A 21,331-nucleotide genomic window follows, 5' to 3' on the forward strand; every position below is an offset into this window, starting at 1 on the left:
GCAAGGTGCGCGCAACCCTATCAGAAAACAGTGCAGTCATGACCTTGATACCACCCAAGAGGACGCAGAGCGTCGCACGATAGTTGAGGTTATCGTTCCGCACGCTCCAGCGTGGGAATGCAGGTCACGACGCTCTGCGTCGCAAGAGGACGCAGCGCTTCCGGGTTAGTCAGGCATGCCCCTTCTGCGCCTTGGCGCGCATCTTGGCGCACATGACGGTCATTTCGTCGTACATCGCCTGCGGTTGCTTGCGCTTCATTTCCCAGGCCATGCGGCCTTCTTCATGAGGCAGGATCATGAACTCGCCTTCGCCAACCTGCCTGAAGATGCAGTCGGCGATATCCCCGGCGGTGATCGGCGACTTCTCCAGCAACCTGCCGATCTGCGCCTTCATCGCGGGCGTGGGGCCGCGGAAGGAATCCAGCAGGTTGGTCTGAAAGAACGACGGGCAGACCACATGAACACCAACCCCCTGATCATGCAGTTCGACCAGCAGGCTCTCGGAAAGCGCGACGACCCCGGCCTTGGCGACGTTGTAATTGCTCATCGCCGGGGCCTGCATCAGCGCTGCCATCGAGGCGATGTTGATGATCCGGCCCTTGCTGGCCAGCAGCATTGGCAGGAACGCCTTGCAGCCCTTGACCACCCCCATCAGGTTGATCGCGATCTGCCAGTCCCAGTCCTCCAGCGACAATTCGTTGAAAAAGCCCCCCGAGGCCACCCCCGCATTGTTGACGATGATGTCGATGCCGCCAAAGCGCTGTTCGCACGCCTGGGCAAACGCGGTGAGCTGGCTGTAGTCGCGAACGTCGCAACGCTGCACGAAACCGTCACCGCCCGCCTTGCGTACTTGCACAAGGGTCTCCTGCAAGCCGGCATCGTTGATGTCCGAGAGTGCCAGCCGCCACCCTTCGCGTGCCCAGCGCAGTGCAATTTCACGACCCAGACCTGAGCCGGCGCCAGTAATCATGATGCGGTTTTGCATAGCGAGTGCCTTGTGATGTGCAGGAGTTGCCTGAGTGTAATCACAGTAGAAGCACCACAAACCCACCATCAAGACGCTGAATGCCTGGAGCAAACCGCAGCCCTATGAACGCTTGGACCGGGCCACATAGCGCACCAGCAACAGGCCATATACCGACACATTGAGCAGCACGACGATGCCGCCCAGCCAAAGCTGTATGCCCGGCGTAAGCCCGGCCGGGTAAATCAGCGGGAGCAGATAATGCTCAACGAAGCCCCCGCTATAGCCCTGCCCTCCAGCGTTGCTGCGCAGGGTGTTTTCCAGCGGTGTCAGCGGGCAATACAGATGCAGAAACTCGACCGCAGTCCCCCAGGCCGCAGCTGGAACGTGCAGCAGTGCCAGCCAGGGCCTTCTCAATACCAGCAGTCCGCCGAACAGGACGAACACAATGAACAGTAGATGAAACACGACCACGGCATCCGCCGCCACTCGATAAACCATCATTGTGTCCTCTTGTGGCCCATGCCCCAGGTCGAAAGTTCACATCGCGCCGAGACTTTCCAGGGCCTTTAGTTCAATTGTTTTTAAGACCGATTCAAACCCATCAGGTTAAAACGGGCCAAGTTATTGTCAGACAAAAGTACGACAAGATGCTGATTTTCAATGTTTTTTAGAAATGTAAGAAATTATTTAAAATAGATCGAACCTTTCTCCAACCCCCAGAGTCCGATGAGTCAAGCAGGCAAACTTCATACCGTCTGGCGTGACGTTTTAACGGCATCTGTTAATTAACACTACTGTAAAGAGGGAACTCACCATGGGCATCGGCACTATTCTTATCATCGTTCTGATTCTGCTGCTAGTTGGCGGTTTGCCAGTATTCCCGCACTCGCGCAGCTGGGGCTACGGTCCGTCGGGCATCATCGGTACGATCCTGGTGATCCTGCTGATTCTGGTGTTGCTCGGCAAGATATGACCTGCTGCTCCACGCAGCAGCGCATGTAGCCAATAAAAAACCCCGCTTTTTCAAGCGGGGTTTTTTATCGCCCATGAAAAAGCAGCCCGAAGGCTGCTTCGTTCACAACACCGGTACCTTAGTGCGAAACCGCACCACTGGCACCCAGCCCCGTCTGCGAGCGGACGAATTGCGGATAGAACAGAGCGCGCTCGCCCTCCGCCGCTTTCGACTTGTCGGTGATGGAGAAGAACCAGATACCTACGAAGGCGATGGCGATGGCGATGGAAAACAGCGCCGGGTATTCGTAAGGGAAAATGGCTTTCTCGTGGTGCAGGATCTGCACCCAGATGGTCGGACCGAGCACCATCAGCACCACTGCACTGATCAGGCCCATCCAGCCGCCGATCATGGCGCCACGGGTGGTCAGGTTTTTCCAGTACATGGAAAGCAGCAGAATCGGGAAGTTGCAGCTTGCCGCGACCGAGAACGCCAGGCCCACCATGAAGGCGATGTTCTGGCTTTCAAAGGCAATACCCAGAAAGATCGCCACGACCGCCAGGGCAATGGTGGTGATTTTCGAGATACGGATCTCGTCCTTCTCGTTGGCTTTGCCTGCCTTGATGACGCTGGCATACAAGTCGTGGGAAACCGCCGAAGCACCCGCCAGGGTCAGACCGGCAACCACTGCCAGAATGGTGGCGAAAGCGACTGCCGAGATGAAGCCCAGGAACAGACTGCCACCGACCGCATCGGCCAGATGAACCGCAGCCATGTTGTTACCGCCCAACAAGGCGCCTGCTGCATCCTTGAACGCCGGATTGGTGCTGACCAGCAGGATCGCGCCGAAACCGATGATGAAGGTCAGGATGTAGAAGTAACCGATAAAGCCGGTTGCGTAGAGCACCGACTTGCGGGCTTCCTTGGCATCGCTCACGGTGAAGAAGCGCATCAGGATGTGTGGCAGGCCCGCAGTACCGAACATCAGGGCCAGACCCAGCGAGAACGCCGAGATCGGGTCTTTCACCAGCCCGCCAGGGCTCATGATCGCTTCACCTTTTGGGTGAACCTTGATCGCTTCGGAGAACAGCATGTTGAAGTCGAAGTTGACGTGCTTCATGACCATCAATGCCATGAACGACGCACCGGACAGCAACATCACCGCCTTGATGATCTGCACCCAGGTGGTAGCGAGCATGCCGCCGAACAGCACATAGAGGCACATCAGGATACCGACCAGCACCACCGCAACGGCGTAGTCCAGACCGAACAGCAACTGGATCAGCTTGCCGGCACCGACCATCTGCGCAATCAGGTAAAACGCCACCACCACCAGCGAGCCGCAGGCAGACAGGGTGCGAATTTCCTTTTGCTTGAGGCGGTACGACGCCACATCGGCAAAGGTGTATTTACCCAGGTTGCGCAGGCGTTCGGCGATCAGGAACAGGATGATCGGCCAGCCTACCAGGAAGCCGATCGAGTAGATCAGGCCATCGTAGCCGGAGGTGTAGACCAGCGCGGAAATACCCAGAAAGGACGCTGCCGACATGTAGTCACCGGCGATCGCCAGACCGTTCTGGAAGCCGGTGATCTTGCCACCTGCCGAGTAATAGTCCGACGCTGTCTTGTTCTTTTTCGATGCCCAGTAGGTGATGTACAGCGTGAAAGCGACGAAGACCACGAACATGACGATCGCGGCGACGTTCAGGGGTTGTTTCTGCACTGCACCCGTCAACGCGTCTGCCGCCCAGAGGGTCGGCGCGAAGGCGGCCAGGCCAAGTGCTGCTGATAGGCGCCGGATCATTGCTGAGCCTCCTTGAGGATCGCGTTGTTCAGGTCATCGAATTCACCGTTGGCACGGCGAACATAGATGGCCGTCAATATGAACGCGGAAAGGATCAGCCCGACGCCTATCGGCATTCCCCAGGTAATGGTCGAAGTGGGACTTAGTTTGGCCCCCAGAATATGGGGTCCGTAAGCGATCAAAAGAATAAAGGCCGCATACAGGCCAAGCATGATCGCCGAGAGAATCCAGGCGAAACGCTCTCTTTTGGAGACCAGCTCCTTGAAACGGGGGCTGTTTTGAATCGAGAGGTAAATGCTGTCGTTCATTGTTTTTGTCCTCGCAGCACAGATGAGATGTCACGTAACGCACTTTAGTCGGGTCCGGCGCGCACTCCAGACGACCTTAGTATTAGAACGACATTAGCTGTAGATACCTCTTCTCGCACGGCCTGGACCCGCCGGCAGTCGGTCGCACGGAAAATACTTCGGAGCGGAAAAACGAAAGGCCGTCTGGCGATAACACCAGACGGCCTTGAGAAGGGCTATTCAGACACTTTGCGACTATTTGGCAGTCCATGCGGCGACGCGGTCCGGGTGCTTGGCGACCCAGTCCTTTGCTGCCGCTTCAGGTTTGGCACCGTCCTGAATCGCCAGCATCACTTCACCGATTTCGTCCTTGGATGCCCACTGGAATTTTTTCAGGAAGGCCACGACCTCAGGCGCTTTTTTCTCCAGCCCCAGGCTGGCAACGTTGTCGACGGTTTCAGCCTCGCCATAGACACCTTTCGGGTCGTCCAGGAAACGCAGTTTCCACTTGGCGAACATCCAGTGCGGCACCCAGCCGGTAACCACGATGGATTTCTTCGCCTTCTCTGCGCGGGTCAGCTCGGCGATCATGCCTGCGCCGGAGCTCGCCTGCAGCTTATAGCCGTCCAGACCGTAGTCCTTGATGGCCTGATCGGTCTTGAGCATCACGCCCGAGCCCGCATCGATCCCGGTGATCTTCTTGCTGAAGGAGGCATCAGTCTTCAGGTCTTCGATGGTTTTGGCCTTGACGTACTCAGGCACGATCAAGCCAATCTTGGCGTCCTTGAAGTTGGGGCCGTAGTTGACGACCTGATCCTTGTACTTGGCGTAGTACTCGCCATGCGTGCCCGGAAGCCACGCAGACAGCATCAGGTCCAGCTTGTCGGTTGCCACCGCCTGCCACATGATCCCTGCAGCGACAGACTGCAACTTGACGTCATAGCCAAGCTTTTGCTTGATCACCTCGGAAGCCACGAAGGTGGTGGCGACACTGTCGGACCAGCCTTCCACATAGCCAATGGTCAGGGTCTTGGTTTCGGCAATCGCCAGCGTGGAGCTGACCGCAAGTACCAGAGCGGCACCCGCCCCCAGTATTTTTCGCATCATCATTGTCGCTTCCCCGGAAGTCTGCACCGACGGTTGTCGGAACATGGTTAACGTTGTTCTCCAGACCGCCCTCGCGCCCGACCTTGGGGCACGCGGCGCCTTGCACGTTTTTATCGCTGCCACGCGCAGTCAAACGCACCGCAACGCCACCCTGATCATCGACCTGCGGAACAGGCAGGCATGCTCTGTCTGCGACACTGGGGCAATGGGAAACGACAACAACGAGCCATCAACGACAACGCGCCCCGAAAAACGCCTTGATCCGGCCATCAACAGCTGAGGACGCTGCTTCATGCCTATGGGCGAGCCCCCTTCCCCATACCAACGTCGTATAGACGGTAGAGAACTGCAGCGCACCACTCTGGCTCATGTTTCGAAGGACACACGATGTGTTACCGCAGCTTCACGATCACCGACGCGAACGGGTAACACGGAAACATTTTTTCCGGCTCCATGACCAGCCAACAATCATCAGAATCCGCAAATTACTGATTTTAAAGGTTTTTAAAAAACTGGCACGGGTCCTGCTATATCTCTGGTACAACAAAAACAACAAATGATGCGGCAAACCAATAAAAACAAGACGTAACGGCTCTGACACAACAAGAACAAAACGGACAGAGGCGCAGCTAACAGATTTTTTTGGAGTGGATCAGCTTTACAGGGCCCTTTCAATGAAAGGCCTCGCGACCGGACCGAGAACAATAAAACTACCGTCAGGTAGCTCCAGAACCGGTGGGATCACGCTGTTGTGCAGGCAGGTGATTAAAGCGAATCAGCGCTCAAAAAAATACGTTTGCTCTTGACCCCGGATAGGGGTCGCACAACAACGCTGTAAAGGGACTGGTCGCCAACAACAATAACAGGCCGCCCTATAACAATAAAAAGAGCACGTGAACCACATTGGAGGAGAGCTACGGCTCTCCTTTGTGCTTTCCGCGAGCTGGAAAATCCGCCTCCAGGCCATGGTCTGCCAACCTTTACCAGCAGTGCAAACGTCGCGCCGGGGCAGCAAATACGCTAGTCACGCAAAAATAAACCGCATATCTGCATTGCAAAATCCAAAGAACGTGTATTGTTCCGTCATATTTACAGGATTAACCAGTGGATGGGGCACTTTGGCACTACACCTTGGTCATAGCCTGCGTATTTCATCAGCACTTCTTTCCCAAGGGATTTAGTCATGCTCCGTTTTCTGCGCCTCGCCACTGTTATAGGTGGCTTGTGTTTAAGTGCGTCCGCTCTGGCAACCAACGTCGACTCCGCCACCTATGGCTACCCGCTGACTAATCCGTTCGAAGCGACCATTGCGACCACACCGCCCGCTCTGCGCCCCGACCTGCCTGACGATGAAGATATCGATCAGGATGTCTACACCCTGAACCTGCATCCCGAGCGCGAGTTCACCCTGCCCGACAACTTCTGGGCGGTGAAGAAGTTGCACTATCGCCTGGCCAAGCAGGACCACGCTGCCCCGCTGATCTTCCTGATCGCCGGCACCGGCGCGCCGTATAACAGCACGATCAATGAATTCCTGAAAAAGCTCTATTACGGCGCGGGCTACCACGTCGTACAGCTGTCTTCGCCCACCAGCTATGACTTCATGACCTCGGCCTCGCGCTTTGCGACTCCTGGTGTCTCCACCGACGACGCAGAAGACATTTATCGCGTCATGCAGGCCATTCGGGCTCAGCAGGCGCAACTGCCGGTAACCGACTATTATCTGACCGGTTACAGCCTTGGGGCACTGAATGCTGCATTCGTCAGCAAACTGGATGAAACCCGCCGCAGCTTCAACTTCAAGAAAGTCCTGCTGCTCAACCCGCCGGTCAATCTCTACACCTCGATCAGCAACCTCGACAAACTGGTGCAGACCAACGTCAAGGGTATCAACAACACCACCACGTTCTATGAACTGGTGCTGGCCAAGCTGACCCGCTACTTCCGCCAAAAAGGCTACATCGACCTCAACGATGCACTGCTGTTCGACTTCCAGCAGTCCAAGCAGCACCTGACCAATGAACAGATGGCGATGCTGATCGGTACCTCGTTCCGCTTCTCGTCGGCTGATATCGCGTTCACCTCCGACCTGATCAACCGTCGTGGCCTGATTACACCACCGAAATTCCCGATCACCGAAGGCACCAGCCTGACGCCGTTCCTCAAGCGTGCCCTGCAGTGCGACTTCGATTGCTACCTGACCGAACAGGTCATCCCGATGTGGCGCGCGCGCACCGACGGCGGTAGCCTTCTGCAACTGGTCGACCAGGTCAGCCTCTATGCACTCAAGGACTACCTGCACAGCAACACCAAGATTGCCGTCATGCACAACGCTGACGACGTGATCCTGGGCTCGGGTGACCTCGGCTTCCTGCGCAAGACCTTTGGCGATCGCCTGACCGTTTACCCGTACGGCGGGCATTGCGGCAACCTTAATTACCGCGTCAACACCGACGCCATGCTGGAGTTTTTCCGTGGCTAAACGTCTTTTACTTCTTGCCGCTCTGCTCTGTGCCGGCACAGTCCAGGCCGCTGACGCGGATACCAGCAACAAGGCTCAGCACCCGGCCACGGTGGCCCGTCAGACCGATGCTGACGGCTTTACCCAGCCTCTGAAGTCGCTGCAATTCAACCCGGGGCTGGATCAGCGTGAGTTCGAGCGCGCCTCCATCAACGCACTGGAAGTCTATGATCCGCTGGAATCCTGGAACCGCCGGGTCTACCACTTCAACTACCGTTTCGATGAATGGGTATTCCTGCCGGTCGTGGACGGCTACCGCTACATCACCCCTGGCTTCGTGCGCAGCGGTGTGAGCAACTTTTTCAGCAACCTGGGTGACGTCTCCAACCTGCTGAACAGCCTGCTGCAGTTCAAGGGCGAGCGCTCGCTGGACACCACTGGCCGTCTGCTGCTCAACACCACCATCGGCATCGCCGGTCTGTGGGACCCGGCGACCATGATGGGCCTGCCGCGCCAGAGCGAAGACTTCGGCCAGACCCTGGGCTTCTACGGTGTGCCGTCCGGGCCTTATCTGGTGTTGCCATTGTTCGGTCCATCGAACCTGCGTGACACCGGCGGCATGCTGTTCGATTACACGGCTGAAAACCAGATCAACTTCCTCAACGTGGCCGAAGTCAGCAGCGACCATCCGGAAATCACCGTGTTGCGTGCCATTGACCGCCGTTACGTCACCAGCTTCCGTTACGGCCAGCTCAACTCGCCGTTCGAGTATGAAAAAGTGCGCTACGTCTACACCGAGTCGCGCAAGCTGCAGATCGCCGAATAAGCGTAACGCAGTAAAACGACGGCCAGCCGGAGTGATCGGGCTGGTCGTTTTTTTATGGGCACTTTTACCTGCCTGGTTAATCACATGCCTCAGGCGCAAACGCCTGCGTCATTAACAGACAAAAAGGAATTTCCATGCGCTCTTTCGGTTTCAAGACAATCGTTGTGTGTATCGCACTGGCAGCGTGCCAGAGCATGGTCAGCGTTCAGGCTGCCACCAAGCCGCAGGCCGCCGCGCCCGCCGCTGCTGCGGTGCAAAACGCTTCACTGCTGGGCGGCAAACTGGCCTTCACCATTCCTGCGGGCTACGTACAAGGCGAGATGCCCGAGATTGACGCAAAGGCCAAGGCTCAGGGTGTGACGGGGTCGCTTTACACCAATGCGGCTGAAAAGCGCGTGTTGATCGTTACCGAAACGCCGATGCCAATGGGCGTGCAGGCCAGCGATAACGATGGCGCAGTACTTGATGGGCTGGTCACCGGCATCCTTGCCCAGCAGAGTACCGGCTACAAGGATTTCAAAAAGCTGGGTGACAAGAAGATCGTCAAGAAGAACGGTCTTGGTGTGCGCCAGCTGGACACCTCGGCGACCATGAGCGACGCCCAGGTGCTGAGCACGTCGATCATCGCGGCATCGGGTACTCGCGCAGCCGTGCTGAACGTGGTCTCCAATGCAAAGAATCCGAAAGAGCACGCCGCGCTGGTGAAGACCGTTATCGGCCAATGATCTGCGGACCGGTCAGCCGGTCCGATGCGACTCAATCCGCCCGCAACACGCCGAACATTCGCTCGCCCAAGGCCGGCCCCTGGACAGGACGCAGACGAAATTCCAATTAGTGAATTCCAGTCCACAATAAAGGGAAAACTTGGCAAAGATATAAGCTATTTTCTGCAATAAGCTGGCGGACTTATTTTTAATGGGTCTGCACTATGCCTTCTCTGGAAACCACTGCCTCCGGCGCTCGCAGCGCAAGCTCGACCGGCGCCGGCTTGTCCATCGCGATTCTGGCCCTGGCCGGCTTCGTGATCGTCACCACTGAATTTCTCATCATCGGTCTGTTGCCTTCGATGGCCCGTGATCTGGGAATCTCCATCTCTACTGCCGGTTTGCTGGTGACGCTGTTCGCCTTCACGGTGATGCTCTTTGGCCCACCGCTGACGGCCATGCTTTCGCACCTGGACCGCAAGCGCACGTTCATCGTCATTCTGCTGATCTTTGCCGCCTCCAACGCACTGGCGGCGGTATCGAGCAATATCTGGGTGCTGGCGCTGGCACGGTTCATTCCGGCACTGGCCTTGCCAGTGTTCTGGGGCACCGCCAGTGAAACGGCAAGCCTGCTGGCCGGACCGAAGCGCGCTGGCAAGGCCGTTGCGCAGGTCTACCTCGGTATCTCGGCTGCCATGCTGTTCGGTATCCCGCTGGGTACGGTATTCGCCGATGCCGTGGGCTGGCGCGGGGCATTCTGGGCTCTGACGTTGCTGTCAGCGTTGATGGCTTTGTTGCTGGCACTGTCGATGCCGCGTATCGAACCTACCGCAAAGGTCGGCCTCGCGGAGCAGGCAAAAATTCTTCGGGATCCGTTTTTCCTCGCCAACCTGCTGCTGTCCATCCTGCTGTTCACGGCCATGTTCGGCGCCTATACCTATCTGGCTGATACGCTGGAACGCATCGCGGGCATCGAATCGGCTCAAGTGGGTTGGTGGTTGATGGGCTTCGGCGCGGTAGGCCTGATCGGCAATGCCCTGGGTGGACGTTATGTGGACCGCAGCCCGCTCGGCTCGACCATGGCGTTTGCGCTGCTGCTCGCACTGGGCATGACCGCAAGCGTACCCGCCGCAGGCTCCATGCCGCTGCTTGCCGTGGTACTGGTGATTTGGGGCATTGCGCACACGGCGTTGTTTCCGATCTGCCAGATCAGGGTGATGAAAGCAGCGCCTCAGGCCCAGGCACTGGCCGGGACCCTGAATGTCTCGGCAGCCAATGCCGGCATCGGTCTGGGATCGATCATCGGAGGCCTCACCATCGAGCACCTGGGCCTGGGTGCCGTAGGGTATGTCGCCGCTGTTGTTGCGCTGCTGTCCATCGGCGTTGCATGGATGACCAGCATGCAGAAAAACAGGGCACCGTTGTAACCGCCTGACCGTCGCTTTACTGAATTCGCCGGGCAGTGTGTCTGCCAACAACCAGACGCCCTGCCCCGGTTATTCACGGTGTATTAGATTGTAAGTTTCGTCATATTTTTGAACGGGTTTTAGCACTGCTTATGTCATTTAATTGACTTCTAAACAGTGACCCTTCATTAATATGTGGTTATTTGACACCCCTCGGCAAAATACTCTTCCCTTGCCACTAGTGAACGCTCAAACTCCAGCCTTTCGGTCACGCGGCGTCGATTTCCGACCGATTCGAAAGTAATGTCCGGTAAGAATCTATGAGCACCTATCACCGCCGAGGGATGGCATTCGCCAAGCGGATCTACGCCCCGAGATGCTTCGGTGTCAGCGTTGGCTTTGTGACGGTCGCTGTTTCTTTGTATTACGTGAACACAGCACACTGGGCGTGGTTGTTGGCACTGCTCTACAGTCTGGTATGGCCACATGTTGCTTATCAGCTCGCAAGAACGTCACGCGAGCCCTACCAGGCTGAATGGCGCAATCTGCTGTTCGATTCGATGATGGGCGGTTTCTGGATTGGCGCGATGGGTTTCAGCGCCGTTCCCGGGGTCACGGTCCTCGCCATGATGGCCATGCATAACATGGCCGCCGCCGGGCCACGGCTGATGCTGCAAGGCCTGTGCATGCAGGCACTGGGCGTGCTGATTTCGCTGGCCGCGCTCGACCCTGTCGTCAATCTGCATGGCAACATGGCGCAGATCTACGCCTGCCTTCCGGTACTGGTGACCTACCCTATCTTCATTGGCTGGCTGAGCCATCAGGTCACGCTCAAGCTATGGGAACACCGCAACATCCTGCGCAAGGTCAGCCGCACCGACAGCCTCACCGGCCTGCTCAATCATGGTGCGTGGAAGGACCTGCTTGATCTGGAGTACGCCAGTAGCCAGAACGCGTATCAGGAGTGCGTCATCGCGCTGATCGATATCGATCACTTCAAGGTCATCAACGACACTTATGGCCACCTGATGGGCGACACGGTGCTGCAGAGTATCAGCGAAGCACTGATCGAAAACCTGCGTGATTTCGACCTGATCGGGCGTTGTGGCGGCGATGAGTTCTGCGTCATTCTGCCCGACACCAGCTTGCTTCAGGCAAAGGAAATCCTCGAGCGCCTGCGTCTGGCGATAGATGAAATGACCTATACCCTGCATTGCGATCTCAAGGTCAGTCTCAGTATCGGTATTGCCGCCTATTCTCCTGAAATGCCGGATGCCTCGTCGTGGCTGCATGAAGCAGACAAGGCGCTGTATCTGGCCAAAAGCACAGGCCGCAACCGCGTCGCCAGCCCTCAGGATGCGCCGCCAGAACTCCAGTCGCTTGGCGCACAGGCCTGACCTGTCAACGCCTGTCCTTGAACAGCATGTCGAACAGGGATGAGAGACTCTTGACCCCCATCGCTTTCAGGAACGTCTCGCGCATGTCGTTACGCAGGCTTTCCAGGGTTATTTCCTTGGGTTTGGTGGCTTTTTTTACGGATGGCGTTTCTCGAGAGTCTCCTTCGCCGGGAGTGTACGTTTCCTTGGACAGCGTCCTTATGTAGTCACTCTTCTGGCTTTTATAGGTAGTGAAATCTGCCCCCAGTTGCTCGTCTCTTTCCCCCGCCGTTGAAAACCGGTTGATGACTTTTTCCATGAACTCAAAATTATTGTGCCCTATGGAGCCGTAGTCCTTGTCAGTGATGAAGCGAACAAACCCCTGGTCCAGCCGTGTTGTTTTTAGCCCATCGCTCTCGGTAATACGCTTGGCGGTGGCCGCGTGCGGCTCGGTAAAACTGTAGAAAACCTTGTGGCCTTCGAGGTCATATGTTTTGCCCTGGTTCTGGCGGCCCCATATTCTTCCATCATCTTTCTCTCTATATGAGGCCAGCCCAAAAGCCAGATCATCAACATAGCCCAGATCAGCTCCCTGAGCGCTTGCCCATTCATAAACATCACCCAGCAGCCTGCGATCATCCCGGGTTAAAAAAAACGCCTCGGGCATGGACATTCCACATTCGGCTTTCCCGAGCATGGGCGCAGAACGACCAGAGTCCGCGACCCCAAATACCCTGTGTTTCAGGAGGGCCTGGCCGCTGATGGTCACCGCAGAGTCTGGAGAGGTTGATCGAAGGGGGGGATTGGCAATTGAGGATATGGTCTTTGCTGCTCTTTTATCATCAAGTTGTTGCGCGGCTATCAGTGCATCTGCTCCGGAACTTATGACTCGCATGACGTTGGCTCCTGCCCCGAAAGATCCCTGACGGTTATCGCCAGGGATTAACAATCAGTACGTTAAATGAAAGGTGACTGTTTCTGGCCCGGCAGGCTTGCTTTGCCAAGGTCCACTTTCAGCGCTGTGCCTGATCATGACGTCGGAGGCATAGCTAAAACCAAGACTGTTGAATCTCTCAGTACTGCCAGGCACGCCTGGCGTTATAGAGATACAATCAGAATCATGTACACCGCCTCTCCTGAAACAAAGATTTGCGCGTTCGTTCACGCTTTCCGGAAAGGTAGTCGCGGTCCAGGAAATCTTTTGCAACCGAGAGTTGTTAGCCGCGCCGCGGGGGTAATCAGCCAATCTCAACTGGTGTCGGGAAAACGCACTGTGAGCAGGCCCATTGATAAACGTCGGGGTTCTGGTAGTCGTCACCGAATAGTCGGCCGCCTGGCTGGCAGCCGACACTAACAAGAAAACCAAAGGTGTTATTTTTTTCATAGGTGTTACTCCAATATTTATAAATAAAATTCATCGGCCGTGCAAAAGCCCCAGGCTTGAAACGTCTGCACGAGCTGCTATTTCGTATCATTCGCCGGACGCGCTGACGCGCACTGAGCTTGAACGTGTTTTGTTAGAAAAAACCTGAACCGCTTGTAAAACCCTATCAGCCGAGAGGATCAACACCCGCTTCCAACACCTGCTTAGCCACACGCTTGATCAATGGAAAGTTCAAACGAGGACAGGTTATTCAACAGCCACTCAGGCGTATGCATCTCAAGCAATGTACCGATGGGCTGCTCCATCATCAGTGCTCCATAGAGGGCTTCCTCATTATCGAGGTGCGCTTGCTGGACAGCGCGATAGTTGAGCGGATAGATGCTCTTCTCAATGGGCAGTAATCGGTCGAAGTGTTCGAGCAGACCATGGAAGACGATTCGCCGCTCGACGGTGTTGCGCGTGGTGGCAATGAGTTTGACGAAGTACTCACTGTCCTGAGCCCGCAGCGCTTCGCTGGCGGTATAACGCTCGACCAGCGTGTGCGTTGAGGGGTCATCGAACACGATGCAGCACAGGTCTTCGCGCACCAGGCCTTTGAACGGGTTCTCGACTTCTGGCCGACGGCCGTGCAGGCCCAGTGCGAATTGTACGGCGCGCTCGGCCAGCCATTGACGCTTGCGGCCCTCAAGCCGGGCAATGTCTTCGAGCAAGGGTGACTGACGCCCATGCGAACGAAGCTGCCGACAGAGTTTGGCAAACAGGCCAACGGGGCCGGACAGCTTTGCCTGTTGCTCGGCCAGTTGCGCCACCGAAAGCGCGGACTGCCGGGTTGCCAGATGATGGAAGTTTGTTGTCATATTAAAACCGGGCCGCTGCGGATCCAGCCGCAACGACACGTCGGCACCTGACTCGCCCCGAACAAAACAAACAGTCATGAGTGGTTCCTTTTTTATTGTTTACAGTTCGTCGTGCGAGCAGGCTTCGGATATTCCTTTCTGCAGCCAGCCAGGAAGCAGTGCCTGATGGGCGTCACAGCGCAGCACGGTATTATTGATGGCACTGCCAAACGTCAGCAGTGCTCATTGCATTAACAAGTTACAGGTTGCGACAAGACACATTATGTATGTGCTGGCTCGCTGCGCAACCCGACAGATGTAGGGGGTCGGGTAATGTTTCCCGGAAGCAATAGAGATACGCACCTGGCCATGAGCTCGGCACGCGTCCTTACCTGGTTCTTTCTCAGCAGCGAAGAGACGTGATCGCGAACTGTGTAGTCACTGATACTGAGTTGCCTGGCAATTTCCTTGTTCGTACATCCCTGCAACAACAGGCCAAGAACCTCCTGCTCTCTCATTGTCACCCACATGATACTTCCCCTTGCCAGCATTTTGCCAAACAGGCAAATTTGTAGGATGTTTCTTACATTCGTCTTCCATGACCCAAACAGTAAGTCGGCACAGAAATCATTTTATTTAATCTTGTTTTGCATTAAAACGACACACCACTCAAAGTCTCGCAACAAAACCGAAGACTGTAAGAAGAATCGCCGATAATTAAATATCGAGGAAAACTCCTACAACAAACTCGGAATAGTTACACCTATCTATTTACAGACGTCATAAGGGATTCACCTGACGAAACATTTCGCGCAGGCACGAGCCAAGAGCACATTAGATAAACAACGTAAACAATATGGAGAGGCGAAAGATAGACTTGAGGAAACGGAATTACAATCACTTGTTACAAATGAACGCGTCTGCCAGCAGGAACTTTCCGGCCATGTTCGAGCTGCCACTCACCCCACAACAGAGGTGAGCAGCGGGCGTTGCGCCACACGGCCCGGAGTTATCCGGCGTTACCGCTTGCCAGGTCATCCACCACCACGCCCCGGCGCAGGCCGAATACCGCTGCGGTAACCAGGCCCGTGGCGCCCATGATCAGGCTATAGAACACGCACACCCAGATATTCCAGGGCATCAGGGTAATCAGCATCAATGGCGTGGTGCTGGCCCAGAAGGCGTAGGCGATGTTGTAAGTGAACGAGATGCCTGACACTCGGATGTTCGCCGGGAACAGGCCGACCATCACCGATGGCACCACACCGACAATCCCGCACGCCAGCCCGGCAATCGCATAGGCGATGCCCAGTGGCATCCATTGCTCGATGAGGCTGGTGTAAAGCACGCCGATGCCTATCGGCATCAGCAGGCTGTAGAACATGATGCCGCGCCAGGCGCCGATGCGGTCGACCAGCATGCCTGCCAGCACACAACCTATATTGAGAAACACGATGCCGACGGCGCTCAGGGCAAAGGTGTCGCTGGCGCTGATACCAAAGCGCTGCTGCATGACCGTCGGGGTAATCACCACCAGTACCACCACGGCGGAGGTCAGCACAAAGGTCAGCAACGCAGCAGGCAGCAAGGATTGGCGGTGATCACGCAGAACCTGGCCAAGTGGCAGCGCCGGCAGATGTTCACGCTGGGCATGCATGGCGATGAACACAGGGGTTTCGTTCAGCCAGCGGCGTAGCCAGACCCCCACCACGCCGAATACGCCACCGAGCAGGAACGGAATACGCCATGCCCACTCAAGGATCTGGTCAGGGCTGAAGACTCGCGCCAGCCATGTCGCGGTCAGTGCGCCAAGCAGGTATCCGAACGTCAGGCCGGCTTGCAGTACGCCCAGTGCATAGCCGCGATGCCCCTTGGGCGCGTGTTCTGCCACGAATACCCAGGCACTTGGCACTTCACCGCCCACGGCGGCTCCTTGCAGGATGCGCAGCGCCAGCAGCACCAGCGGCGCCCAGTAACCGATCTGTGCGTAGGTGGGCATCACGCCGATCAGCAGACAAGGCAGCGCCATCATCAGAATGCTCAGGCTGAACACCCGCTTGCGGCCCAGCCGGTCGGCGAAGTGCGCCATGAGTATCCCGCCCAGCGGGCGTGCCAGATAGCCGGTCACGAAGATCCCGAAACTTTGCAGCAGACGCAGCCATTCAGGCATGTCCGGGGGAAAGAACAACTGGCTGAGGGTCAGCGCAAAGAACACGAAAATGATGAAGTCGTAGATTTCCAGTGCCCCACCCAGCGCCGCAAGGCTCAGGGTCTTGTAGTCGGCTTTGCTGAAGGGCTGGGAGTGGGAACGTACGATGTCCGTCATGAGGCATCCGAAACATGGCTTGAAAGAGCGCCTGGCGCTCACAGGGCGCGAAGAATAGCAAAGCTTGCGGGCGCACTGATACCGAGCTGACGCCTGCAACGGGAACGATCATCTCAACTATCGTGCCACGCTCTGCGTCGCATGCCGTTCCGGTTGACCAGATCAGACGCTCCGCGTCCTCTTGACGACGCGGAGCGTCGAGACCTGCATTCCCCCGCTGGAGCGGGCGGAACGATGATCTCGACTGTCGTGCCAATACTCCGCGCACTAAAGCCCTTCCGCTAAAAGTTGACAGTGGCCGACAATCTCGCCGTTCTGGGCGCGCCCATGAACAGGTAGTCGTCACCCAGATACTCCCCGGCATCACGCCAGTAGCGTTTGTCGAACAGGTTGTCGACGGTCAGGCGCAGTACCGTGTCGTAACCGCTGATTCGGGTGCTGTAACGGCTGCCGATATTGAACAGTGCGTAGTCATTGACCTGCACGGTGCCTTCACGGTCAGCGTACTTGCTGGCGCTGTACTGCACGCCTCCGAGCAACGCGAGCCCGGGCACCGGCAGGCTGTAGTCGGCTTGCAAGGTGCCACGGTATCTGGGCACATTGAGGGCCTGATGATCATCGTAGGCCTCGGTGCCGCTGTCTTCAACGCGCGCCCGGATGGCCGCCGCACTGGCGGATATCTGCAGGCGGTCAGTCACCCAGCCACTCGCCCCCAGTTCAAGACCGGTGTTTTTCTGCTCGCCTTGCTGCACATAGGTAAACGTACCGTCATCGTTGGGCCTGGAGTACTGGTACGCCTGGCGGGCCTGAAACACCGCGGCGGTCAGGCTCATGCGCTGCCAGTCATACTTGATGCCTGCTTCGAGCTGTCGGGAGACGGTCGGCGCCAGAATTTCACTGGCATTGGTGGTGAACCACGCTGCCGTCCCGCCCAGCGACAGGCCCTTGCTGTAGCTGGTGTAGAGCGAAACATTGTCCACCGGCTTGTAGATCAGCGCCGCCTGGGGCAGAAACACATAGCGCTCGGTGTGTCGCGCATCGCTGCCGTCCTCGTTGAACGCCTGCTCGTCGAGCCGCACCCCGCGTCCGCCCAGCACGGTTTGCCAGTGCTCGTTGAAGCTGATCCGGTCAGTGGCAAACAGCCCGTACTGGCGGCTGTCCAGGCGGCGCTCGGTATGTGGCAGCGCCAGGGTCGAGGGGGCCACCTGCTCAGGCGCCTCATGGATAGTGCCCGAGCCGACGAATTCGTTGAAGGTCCCGCGCGTATCAACCGTACGGCGGTAGGCACTGCTGCCGAAGGTCAGCTCGTGCCCAAGCGATCCGGTAGTGAAGGTGCCGGACATGGCCGCTTCGACTTCGTCATTGCGACGCGTGTCGTCCGGGCTGCGGAAATCATAGATGTCATAACCCCCTTCGGCACTGAAGTGGTTGGGCACCGCCTGCCCTGCGCAGCTGGCCGAACCGTAGCAACCCCACGCAAAGGCACTGTAGTCATCAATGACCACGCGACTGCGCGACGCACTGAGGCTGCCCTTCCAGTTGTCATTGAAGCGGTATTCGAAACGTCCGTTGATGTTCAGCGAGTCGATACCGACCGGATTGGACCAGTTCTGGTAACCCAGCAATTTGCCCGGCGAGGCATCGTGAGGCAGCGTGGTGCCGCCCAGAAGCTGATAACCGGGCACCGAGCGCTGCTCTTTGCTCTGGTACTCGACATCGAGTTGCAACAGGGCGCGCTCACTGATGTTCCAATCGAACGCCAGCGAGGCAAAATCGCGCTGGCCATCGGCGTGTTCGACATACGAACGAATGTCTTCATGGGCAAGGTTGGCGCGCAGGCCGAATTGCTGTTCACTGCCGAACCAGCCACCGACGTCGGTCGCGATGTAGCGCTCGCCGTGTTCGTTGGTAGAGACTGTGACCGACCGGACGTCCTGCGCCCGCTTGGTCTGATAGTTGATAACGCCACCGGGCTCGGCCACGCCGCTCTGCAGGCCGGAAAGCCCCTTGAGCAACTCGACCTGCTGCTTGTTTTCCAGCGCGACGTTCTGCTCGCCGGCAATGCTGCGACCGTTGATGCGATAACTGTTGGCGGCGTTCAACGAAAACCCGCGCATCACAAAGTTTTCGTAATAGCCCACCGGGGCATAGCCGTCGCCGACCGACGCGTCGTTGCGCAGCACTTCACTCAGCAACTTTGCCTGCCGGTCCTTGATCAACGCAGCGTTGAACACCGACACCGAGGCGGGCGTATCCAGCAGTGAAGCCTGATCGAATCCGAACATCGACGCCCGCTCGGCTTTATAGTCGCCGGTGCTTTCCGGCTCGCTGAACCCAGTGACATTGACCGCATCCAGGCTGAGCACCTCTGCGGCCAGCAACGGCGAGGCAACGACCATGCCCAACGGCAACAATCGCCAGGCGTGGCGCATGGCAGGTCGGTAAGGCGTTCTCATCGATCAGACTCCGCAAGGACAGCTGCCTGGACAGACGCGACGCACCTTCCGGCAGGGGGCCAACCTTTTACGTTCACTGCCGGTTTTTTTCAACCTTTACGTGATGCTTTGCCTGTAAACGAAGTGCAGGGGAAAACTTTACTTACGAGTCGGCAGAGCGAGACCGGCTTCAAAACGCTTCGCACACTTGAATAATTAAGCGTGAATTAAGTAAGCGCGGATAATCTGAGTTCAACAAAACCGCTGAACCAATCAGCGTGTGATGAATCAATCAAGACAGATCAATCAAAAAGGAATACCCCATGAAACTTATGCCTGCCGTTTTCGCCGCTGTTGCCCTCACTGCTGTTGCAGGTGCCGCCCAGGCTGACGTTGGTCCCGATGAAGTGATCCGCCTGTACAAGTCTCAGGCGTTGGGTGACTTTGAACAGTTCAACAAGCAGGCCGTTGCCAAGCACACAGGCTTCACGGTCCACGATACAGAACTGGACAAGGACCGCACCGGCCGCCTGATCTATCAGATCGAACTGAAAGACGCCAAGGGTGTGGAGTGGAATTACGACGTTGATGCCAAGACGGGCGAAGTGGTACGTGACGCAAAGGATAATTGATCCGACTGCTTTACCGGCTACCACCGCAAGCAACTCATAAGAAAATTCCCACAATATTGTGGGAATTTTCTTTTTCAAGCGATTAACAGTTTATTACTGGGCCAAGCCTACTTTCAGAAGACTTCCCTTATCGTCGTCGGTCAACAGATACAAGTAACCGTCCGGCCCCTGACGCACATCACGTATGCGCTGTTTCATGTCTTTCAACAGACGTTCTTCATGAACGATCTTGTCATTTTCGAACTGCAGTCTGATCAACTCTTCAGTGGCCAGCGCACCAATGAATACACTGTGATCCCATGCCTTGAAAAGGCTGTGATCATAGAACGCCATGCCACTGAGGCCCGGTGACACTTCCCAGACCTGGAACGGAATTTTGGTTCCTTCGACAACCTTGCCCTTCGACTCCGAAATCGGCTGACCCGAGTAGTCGATACCGTGGGTCGCGATCGGCCAGCCGTAATTCGCGCCACGCTCGATGATATTCAGCTCATCACCGCCCTTGGGGCCATGCTCGTTGGTCCACAACGCCCCGGTCCAGGGGTCGAGCGCGGCGCCCTGCTGATTGCGATGGCCATAGGACCATATCTCGGGGCGAACGCCCTTCTGGCCCACGAACGGATTGTCTTTCGGTACGCTGCCGTCCGGATAGATGCGCACGATCTTGCCCTGCAGCTTGTCCAGATCCTGCGCCGTGGGGCGCTGATTGTTTTCGCCCAGGGCGATGAACAGGTAACCGTCGCGATCGAAGACCATCCGCGCGCCGAAGTGGTTGCCCACCGACAGTTTCGGTTCCTGGCGGAAGATGACTTCGAAGTCTTCCAGACGAGTCATGTCCTTGGACAGACGACCACGCCCTGCGGCAGTGCCGGCGGTATCACCTTCGGCGGCGGTCTTGCCGCTGCCCTCGGAGTAGGTCAGATACACCATGCGGTCCTTGGCGAAGTCCGGTGACAGCACCACATCAAGCAGACCGCCCTGCTTCTGCGCCCAGACTTGCGGGACACCGGAAAGCGGTGCGGACAATTTGCCATCCGCCGATACCACGCGCAGGTTGCCCGAACGCTCTGTCACCAGCATGCCTTGCCTGTCAGGCAGAAAGGCCAGCGCCCACGGATGATCCAGACCTTCGACAACAGGGGTCACCGTGACGGTGCCCAGTTCGCTTTTGTAGGTTTCCGTAGCGGCGCTGGCCGTCAGTGGCAGGCTCAGAATGGCTGCAGTACACAATGTCGCGATCAGGTTTTTTCTAAGCATGAGCGTTTCCTTATGCATTGAGTCGACGTCCACACGGGTTCGCCGGGTTGAAAATTCAGTTGCCGCGTTTGGGGTCGGTTATCGGTGTAGAAGGACGTGGCGTGTTCTGGCGCGTAGGGTAGCCGTTACCAATGCCACCGTTTTCCAGAGTGGGCTTGCGCACCGGCGGCGCGATGTTGGGGCCACGGGACGGTGGCACGCTGGACTCGGTGCCCTGACGGCTATTGGGGTTGGCACGGTGGATCGGGCTGTTATACGGGTTGCTGCTGGCACCGTTGTTGAGGGTGCTGTTTGGCAGCGTCTGCGCCTGGACCGCACCGATGCAGCATGACGCAACAAGCACGCCGCCGACAAGATTACGCACAAAACTGTTCATCACTACCTCTGGGCAAGGTGAAACTTCGGAGTAACCGTGAAGACTCAGGCCTTTGATGGCAACCCGGGCCTCAGGTTCGACCCGGCACTGCCGATGAGCAAGCAAAGCGGTAGGAGAGTTTGTAACAAGGATGGTCAAGGCTGTCGCAGCCGAACGACGCGACGGCCTGCACCCGAGGTTTGCGGAGCACAAAAA

Annotated in this window: 20 protein-coding genes; 8 read left to right on the forward strand and 12 right to left on the reverse strand. The window is 57.1% G+C overall.

Annotation, left to right across the window (positions count from 1 at the left end):
* Window positions 1–169: 169 nt before the first annotated feature.
* Together KUIN1_RS19420 and KUIN1_RS19425 are read right to left on the reverse strand one after the other, a co-directional pair.
* Window positions 170–985: an SDR family oxidoreductase gene (locus KUIN1_RS19420; protein WP_096127126.1), complete on the reverse strand. Its 816-nt coding sequence runs from the start codon at window positions 983–985 to the stop codon at window positions 170–172.
* Window positions 986–1,087: 102 nt separating this feature from the next.
* Window positions 1,088–1,465 carry a DUF2784 domain-containing protein gene (locus tag KUIN1_RS19425; protein WP_172980105.1) on the reverse strand — a complete coding sequence of 126 codons (378 nt, stop codon included), beginning with the start codon at window positions 1,463–1,465 and terminating at the stop codon, window positions 1,088–1,090.
* A 316-nt stretch (window positions 1,466–1,781) separates the two neighbouring features.
* Between KUIN1_RS19425 and KUIN1_RS19430 the strand changes: the two genes are divergently transcribed.
* Complete coding sequence (locus KUIN1_RS19430; protein WP_002552554.1) at window positions 1,782–1,940, forward strand: DUF3309 family protein; 159 nt, start codon at window positions 1,782–1,784, stop codon at window positions 1,938–1,940.
* Between the two features lie 118 nt (window positions 1,941–2,058).
* On the opposite strand, the gene KUIN1_RS19435 is transcribed toward KUIN1_RS19430, so the two are convergent.
* The 3 genes from KUIN1_RS19435 to KUIN1_RS19445 all read right to left on the reverse strand — a co-directional run bounded on the left by KUIN1_RS19435 (window position 2,059) and on the right by KUIN1_RS19445 (window position 5,120).
* Complete coding sequence (locus KUIN1_RS19435; protein ID WP_152092193.1) at window positions 2,059–3,723, reverse strand: cation acetate symporter; 1,665 nt, start codon at window positions 3,721–3,723, stop codon at window positions 2,059–2,061.
* Window positions 3,720–4,031, reverse strand: coding sequence for a DUF485 domain-containing protein (locus KUIN1_RS19440; RefSeq protein WP_003314526.1), 312 nt, complete (start codon window positions 4,029–4,031; stop codon window positions 3,720–3,722). The genes KUIN1_RS19435 and KUIN1_RS19440 overlap by 4 nt, the downstream gene beginning before the upstream one ends.
* Window positions 4,032–4,265: 234 nt before the next feature.
* Window positions 4,266–5,120, reverse strand: coding sequence for a glycine betaine ABC transporter substrate-binding protein (locus KUIN1_RS19445; RefSeq protein ID WP_152092194.1), 855 nt, complete (start codon window positions 5,118–5,120; stop codon window positions 4,266–4,268).
* A 40-nt stretch (window positions 5,121–5,160) separates the two neighbouring features.
* Here KUIN1_RS19445 and KUIN1_RS19450 point away from each other — a divergent pair, with 40 nt between their 5' ends.
* The 6 genes from KUIN1_RS19450 (at window position 5,161) to KUIN1_RS19475 (ending at window position 11,911) form a co-directional block, all read left to right on the forward strand.
* A complete protein-coding gene (locus tag KUIN1_RS19450) occupies window positions 5,161–5,397 on the forward strand; it encodes a hypothetical protein (RefSeq protein ID WP_003402529.1) in 237 nt (78 codons plus the stop codon).
* 903 nt (window positions 5,398–6,300) lie between these two features.
* Window positions 6,301–7,599: a serine protein kinase PrkA gene (locus tag KUIN1_RS19455; protein ID WP_011268631.1), complete on the forward strand. Its 1,299-nt coding sequence runs from the start codon at window positions 6,301–6,303 to the stop codon at window positions 7,597–7,599.
* On the forward strand, window positions 7,592–8,404 hold the full coding sequence (locus KUIN1_RS19460; protein ID WP_003402525.1) for an MlaA family lipoprotein: 813 nt from the start codon (window positions 7,592–7,594) through the stop codon (window positions 8,402–8,404). The genes KUIN1_RS19455 and KUIN1_RS19460 overlap by 8 nt, the downstream gene beginning before the upstream one ends.
* A gap of 134 nt (window positions 8,405–8,538) precedes the next feature.
* Complete coding sequence (locus KUIN1_RS19465; protein WP_024659541.1) at window positions 8,539–9,129, forward strand: polyribonucleotide nucleotidyltransferase; 591 nt, start codon at window positions 8,539–8,541, stop codon at window positions 9,127–9,129.
* A 203-nt stretch (window positions 9,130–9,332) separates the two neighbouring features.
* Entirely contained in the window at window positions 9,333–10,535 is a 1,203-nt protein-coding gene (locus tag KUIN1_RS19470) for an MFS transporter (protein WP_003402522.1), read from the forward strand.
* A 299-nt stretch (window positions 10,536–10,834) separates the two neighbouring features.
* Complete coding sequence (locus KUIN1_RS19475; protein WP_152092195.1) at window positions 10,835–11,911, forward strand: diguanylate cyclase; 1,077 nt, start codon at window positions 10,835–10,837, stop codon at window positions 11,909–11,911.
* A 4-nt stretch (window positions 11,912–11,915) separates the two neighbouring features.
* On the opposite strand, the gene KUIN1_RS19480 is transcribed toward KUIN1_RS19475, so the two are convergent.
* From KUIN1_RS19480 to KUIN1_RS19505, 5 genes are all read right to left on the reverse strand, one after another.
* The gene (locus KUIN1_RS19480; RefSeq protein WP_011268633.1) at window positions 11,916–12,785 is read right to left on the reverse strand and encodes a hypothetical protein; all 870 of its coding nucleotides are present in this window, start codon (window positions 12,783–12,785) and stop codon (window positions 11,916–11,918) included.
* Between the two features lie 692 nt (window positions 12,786–13,477).
* Entirely contained in the window at window positions 13,478–14,209 is a 732-nt protein-coding gene (locus KUIN1_RS19490; protein ID WP_003402519.1) for a hypothetical protein, read from the reverse strand.
* 182 nt (window positions 14,210–14,391) lie between these two features.
* On the reverse strand, window positions 14,392–14,661 hold the full coding sequence (locus KUIN1_RS19495) for a helix-turn-helix domain-containing protein (protein WP_003402518.1): 270 nt from the start codon (window positions 14,659–14,661) through the stop codon (window positions 14,392–14,394).
* A gap of 458 nt (window positions 14,662–15,119) precedes the next feature.
* Complete coding sequence (locus tag KUIN1_RS19500) at window positions 15,120–16,436, reverse strand: MFS transporter (RefSeq protein ID WP_003402517.1); 1,317 nt, start codon at window positions 16,434–16,436, stop codon at window positions 15,120–15,122.
* A gap of 281 nt (window positions 16,437–16,717) precedes the next feature.
* The gene (locus KUIN1_RS19505) at window positions 16,718–18,892 is read right to left on the reverse strand and encodes a TonB-dependent siderophore receptor (protein ID WP_111522635.1); all 2,175 of its coding nucleotides are present in this window, start codon (window positions 18,890–18,892) and stop codon (window positions 16,718–16,720) included.
* Window positions 18,893–19,194: 302 nt separating this feature from the next.
* On the opposite strand from KUIN1_RS19505, the gene KUIN1_RS19510 reads away from it, so the two are divergent.
* Complete coding sequence (locus KUIN1_RS19510) at window positions 19,195–19,503, forward strand: PepSY domain-containing protein (RefSeq protein ID WP_003402515.1); 309 nt, start codon at window positions 19,195–19,197, stop codon at window positions 19,501–19,503.
* Between the two features lie 93 nt (window positions 19,504–19,596).
* Here KUIN1_RS19510 and KUIN1_RS19515 read toward each other — a convergent pair whose 3' ends face one another.
* Complete coding sequence (locus KUIN1_RS19515) at window positions 19,597–20,760, reverse strand: PQQ-dependent sugar dehydrogenase (protein WP_152092196.1); 1,164 nt, start codon at window positions 20,758–20,760, stop codon at window positions 19,597–19,599.
* Window positions 20,761–20,815: 55 nt separating this feature from the next.
* Window positions 20,816–21,136, reverse strand: a complete 321-nt coding sequence (locus tag KUIN1_RS19520) for a hypothetical protein (protein WP_003402512.1) — start codon at window positions 21,134–21,136, stop codon at window positions 20,816–20,818.
* Window positions 21,137–21,331: the final 195 nt, after the last annotated feature.

It is taken from the genome of Pseudomonas sp. KUIN-1 (assembly GCF_009176725.1).
GTDB classification, from domain to species: Bacteria; Pseudomonadota; Gammaproteobacteria; order Pseudomonadales; family Pseudomonadaceae; genus Aquipseudomonas; species Aquipseudomonas fragariae.

Excerpts from the sequence above, each read along its gene's own strand:
- KUIN1_RS19495 (WP_003402518.1), bottom strand. The coding sequence starts at position 14,661 with ATGCTGGCAAGGGGAAGTATCATGTGGGTGACAATGAGAGAGCAGGAG.
- KUIN1_RS19490 (WP_003402519.1), bottom strand. The coding sequence starts at position 14,209 with ATGACTGTTTGTTTTGTTCGGGGCGAGTCAGGTGCCGACGTGTCGTTG.
- KUIN1_RS19430 (WP_002552554.1), top strand. The coding sequence starts at position 1,782 with ATGGGCATCGGCACTATTCTTATCATCGTTCTGATTCTGCTGCTAGTT.
- KUIN1_RS19505 (WP_111522635.1), bottom strand. The coding sequence starts at position 18,892 with ATGAGAACGCCTTACCGACCTGCCATGCGCCACGCCTGGCGATTGTTG.
- KUIN1_RS19420 (WP_096127126.1), bottom strand. The coding sequence starts at position 985 with ATGCAAAACCGCATCATGATTACTGGCGCCGGCTCAGGTCTGGGTCGT.
- KUIN1_RS19480 (WP_011268633.1), bottom strand. The coding sequence starts at position 12,785 with ATGCGAGTCATAAGTTCCGGAGCAGATGCACTGATAGCCGCGCAACAA.
- KUIN1_RS19470 (WP_003402522.1), top strand. The coding sequence starts at position 9,333 with ATGCCTTCTCTGGAAACCACTGCCTCCGGCGCTCGCAGCGCAAGCTCG.
- KUIN1_RS19425 (WP_172980105.1), bottom strand. The coding sequence starts at position 1,465 with ATGGTTTATCGAGTGGCGGCGGATGCCGTGGTCGTGTTTCATCTACTG.
- KUIN1_RS19450 (WP_003402529.1), top strand. The coding sequence starts at position 5,161 with ATGGTTAACGTTGTTCTCCAGACCGCCCTCGCGCCCGACCTTGGGGCA.
- KUIN1_RS19510 (WP_003402515.1), top strand. The coding sequence starts at position 19,195 with ATGAAACTTATGCCTGCCGTTTTCGCCGCTGTTGCCCTCACTGCTGTT.
- KUIN1_RS19465 (WP_024659541.1), top strand. The coding sequence starts at position 8,539 with ATGCGCTCTTTCGGTTTCAAGACAATCGTTGTGTGTATCGCACTGGCA.
- KUIN1_RS19515 (WP_152092196.1), bottom strand. The coding sequence starts at position 20,760 with ATGCTTAGAAAAAACCTGATCGCGACATTGTGTACTGCAGCCATTCTG.
- KUIN1_RS19440 (WP_003314526.1), bottom strand. The coding sequence starts at position 4,031 with ATGAACGACAGCATTTACCTCTCGATTCAAAACAGCCCCCGTTTCAAG.
- KUIN1_RS19445 (WP_152092194.1), bottom strand. The coding sequence starts at position 5,120 with ATGATGATGCGAAAAATACTGGGGGCGGGTGCCGCTCTGGTACTTGCG.
- KUIN1_RS19500 (WP_003402517.1), bottom strand. The coding sequence starts at position 16,436 with ATGACGGACATCGTACGTTCCCACTCCCAGCCCTTCAGCAAAGCCGAC.
- KUIN1_RS19520 (WP_003402512.1), bottom strand. The coding sequence starts at position 21,136 with ATGAACAGTTTTGTGCGTAATCTTGTCGGCGGCGTGCTTGTTGCGTCA.
- KUIN1_RS19435 (WP_152092193.1), bottom strand. The coding sequence starts at position 3,723 with ATGATCCGGCGCCTATCAGCAGCACTTGGCCTGGCCGCCTTCGCGCCG.
- KUIN1_RS19475 (WP_152092195.1), top strand. The coding sequence starts at position 10,835 with ATGAGCACCTATCACCGCCGAGGGATGGCATTCGCCAAGCGGATCTAC.
- KUIN1_RS19455 (WP_011268631.1), top strand. The coding sequence starts at position 6,301 with ATGCTCCGTTTTCTGCGCCTCGCCACTGTTATAGGTGGCTTGTGTTTA.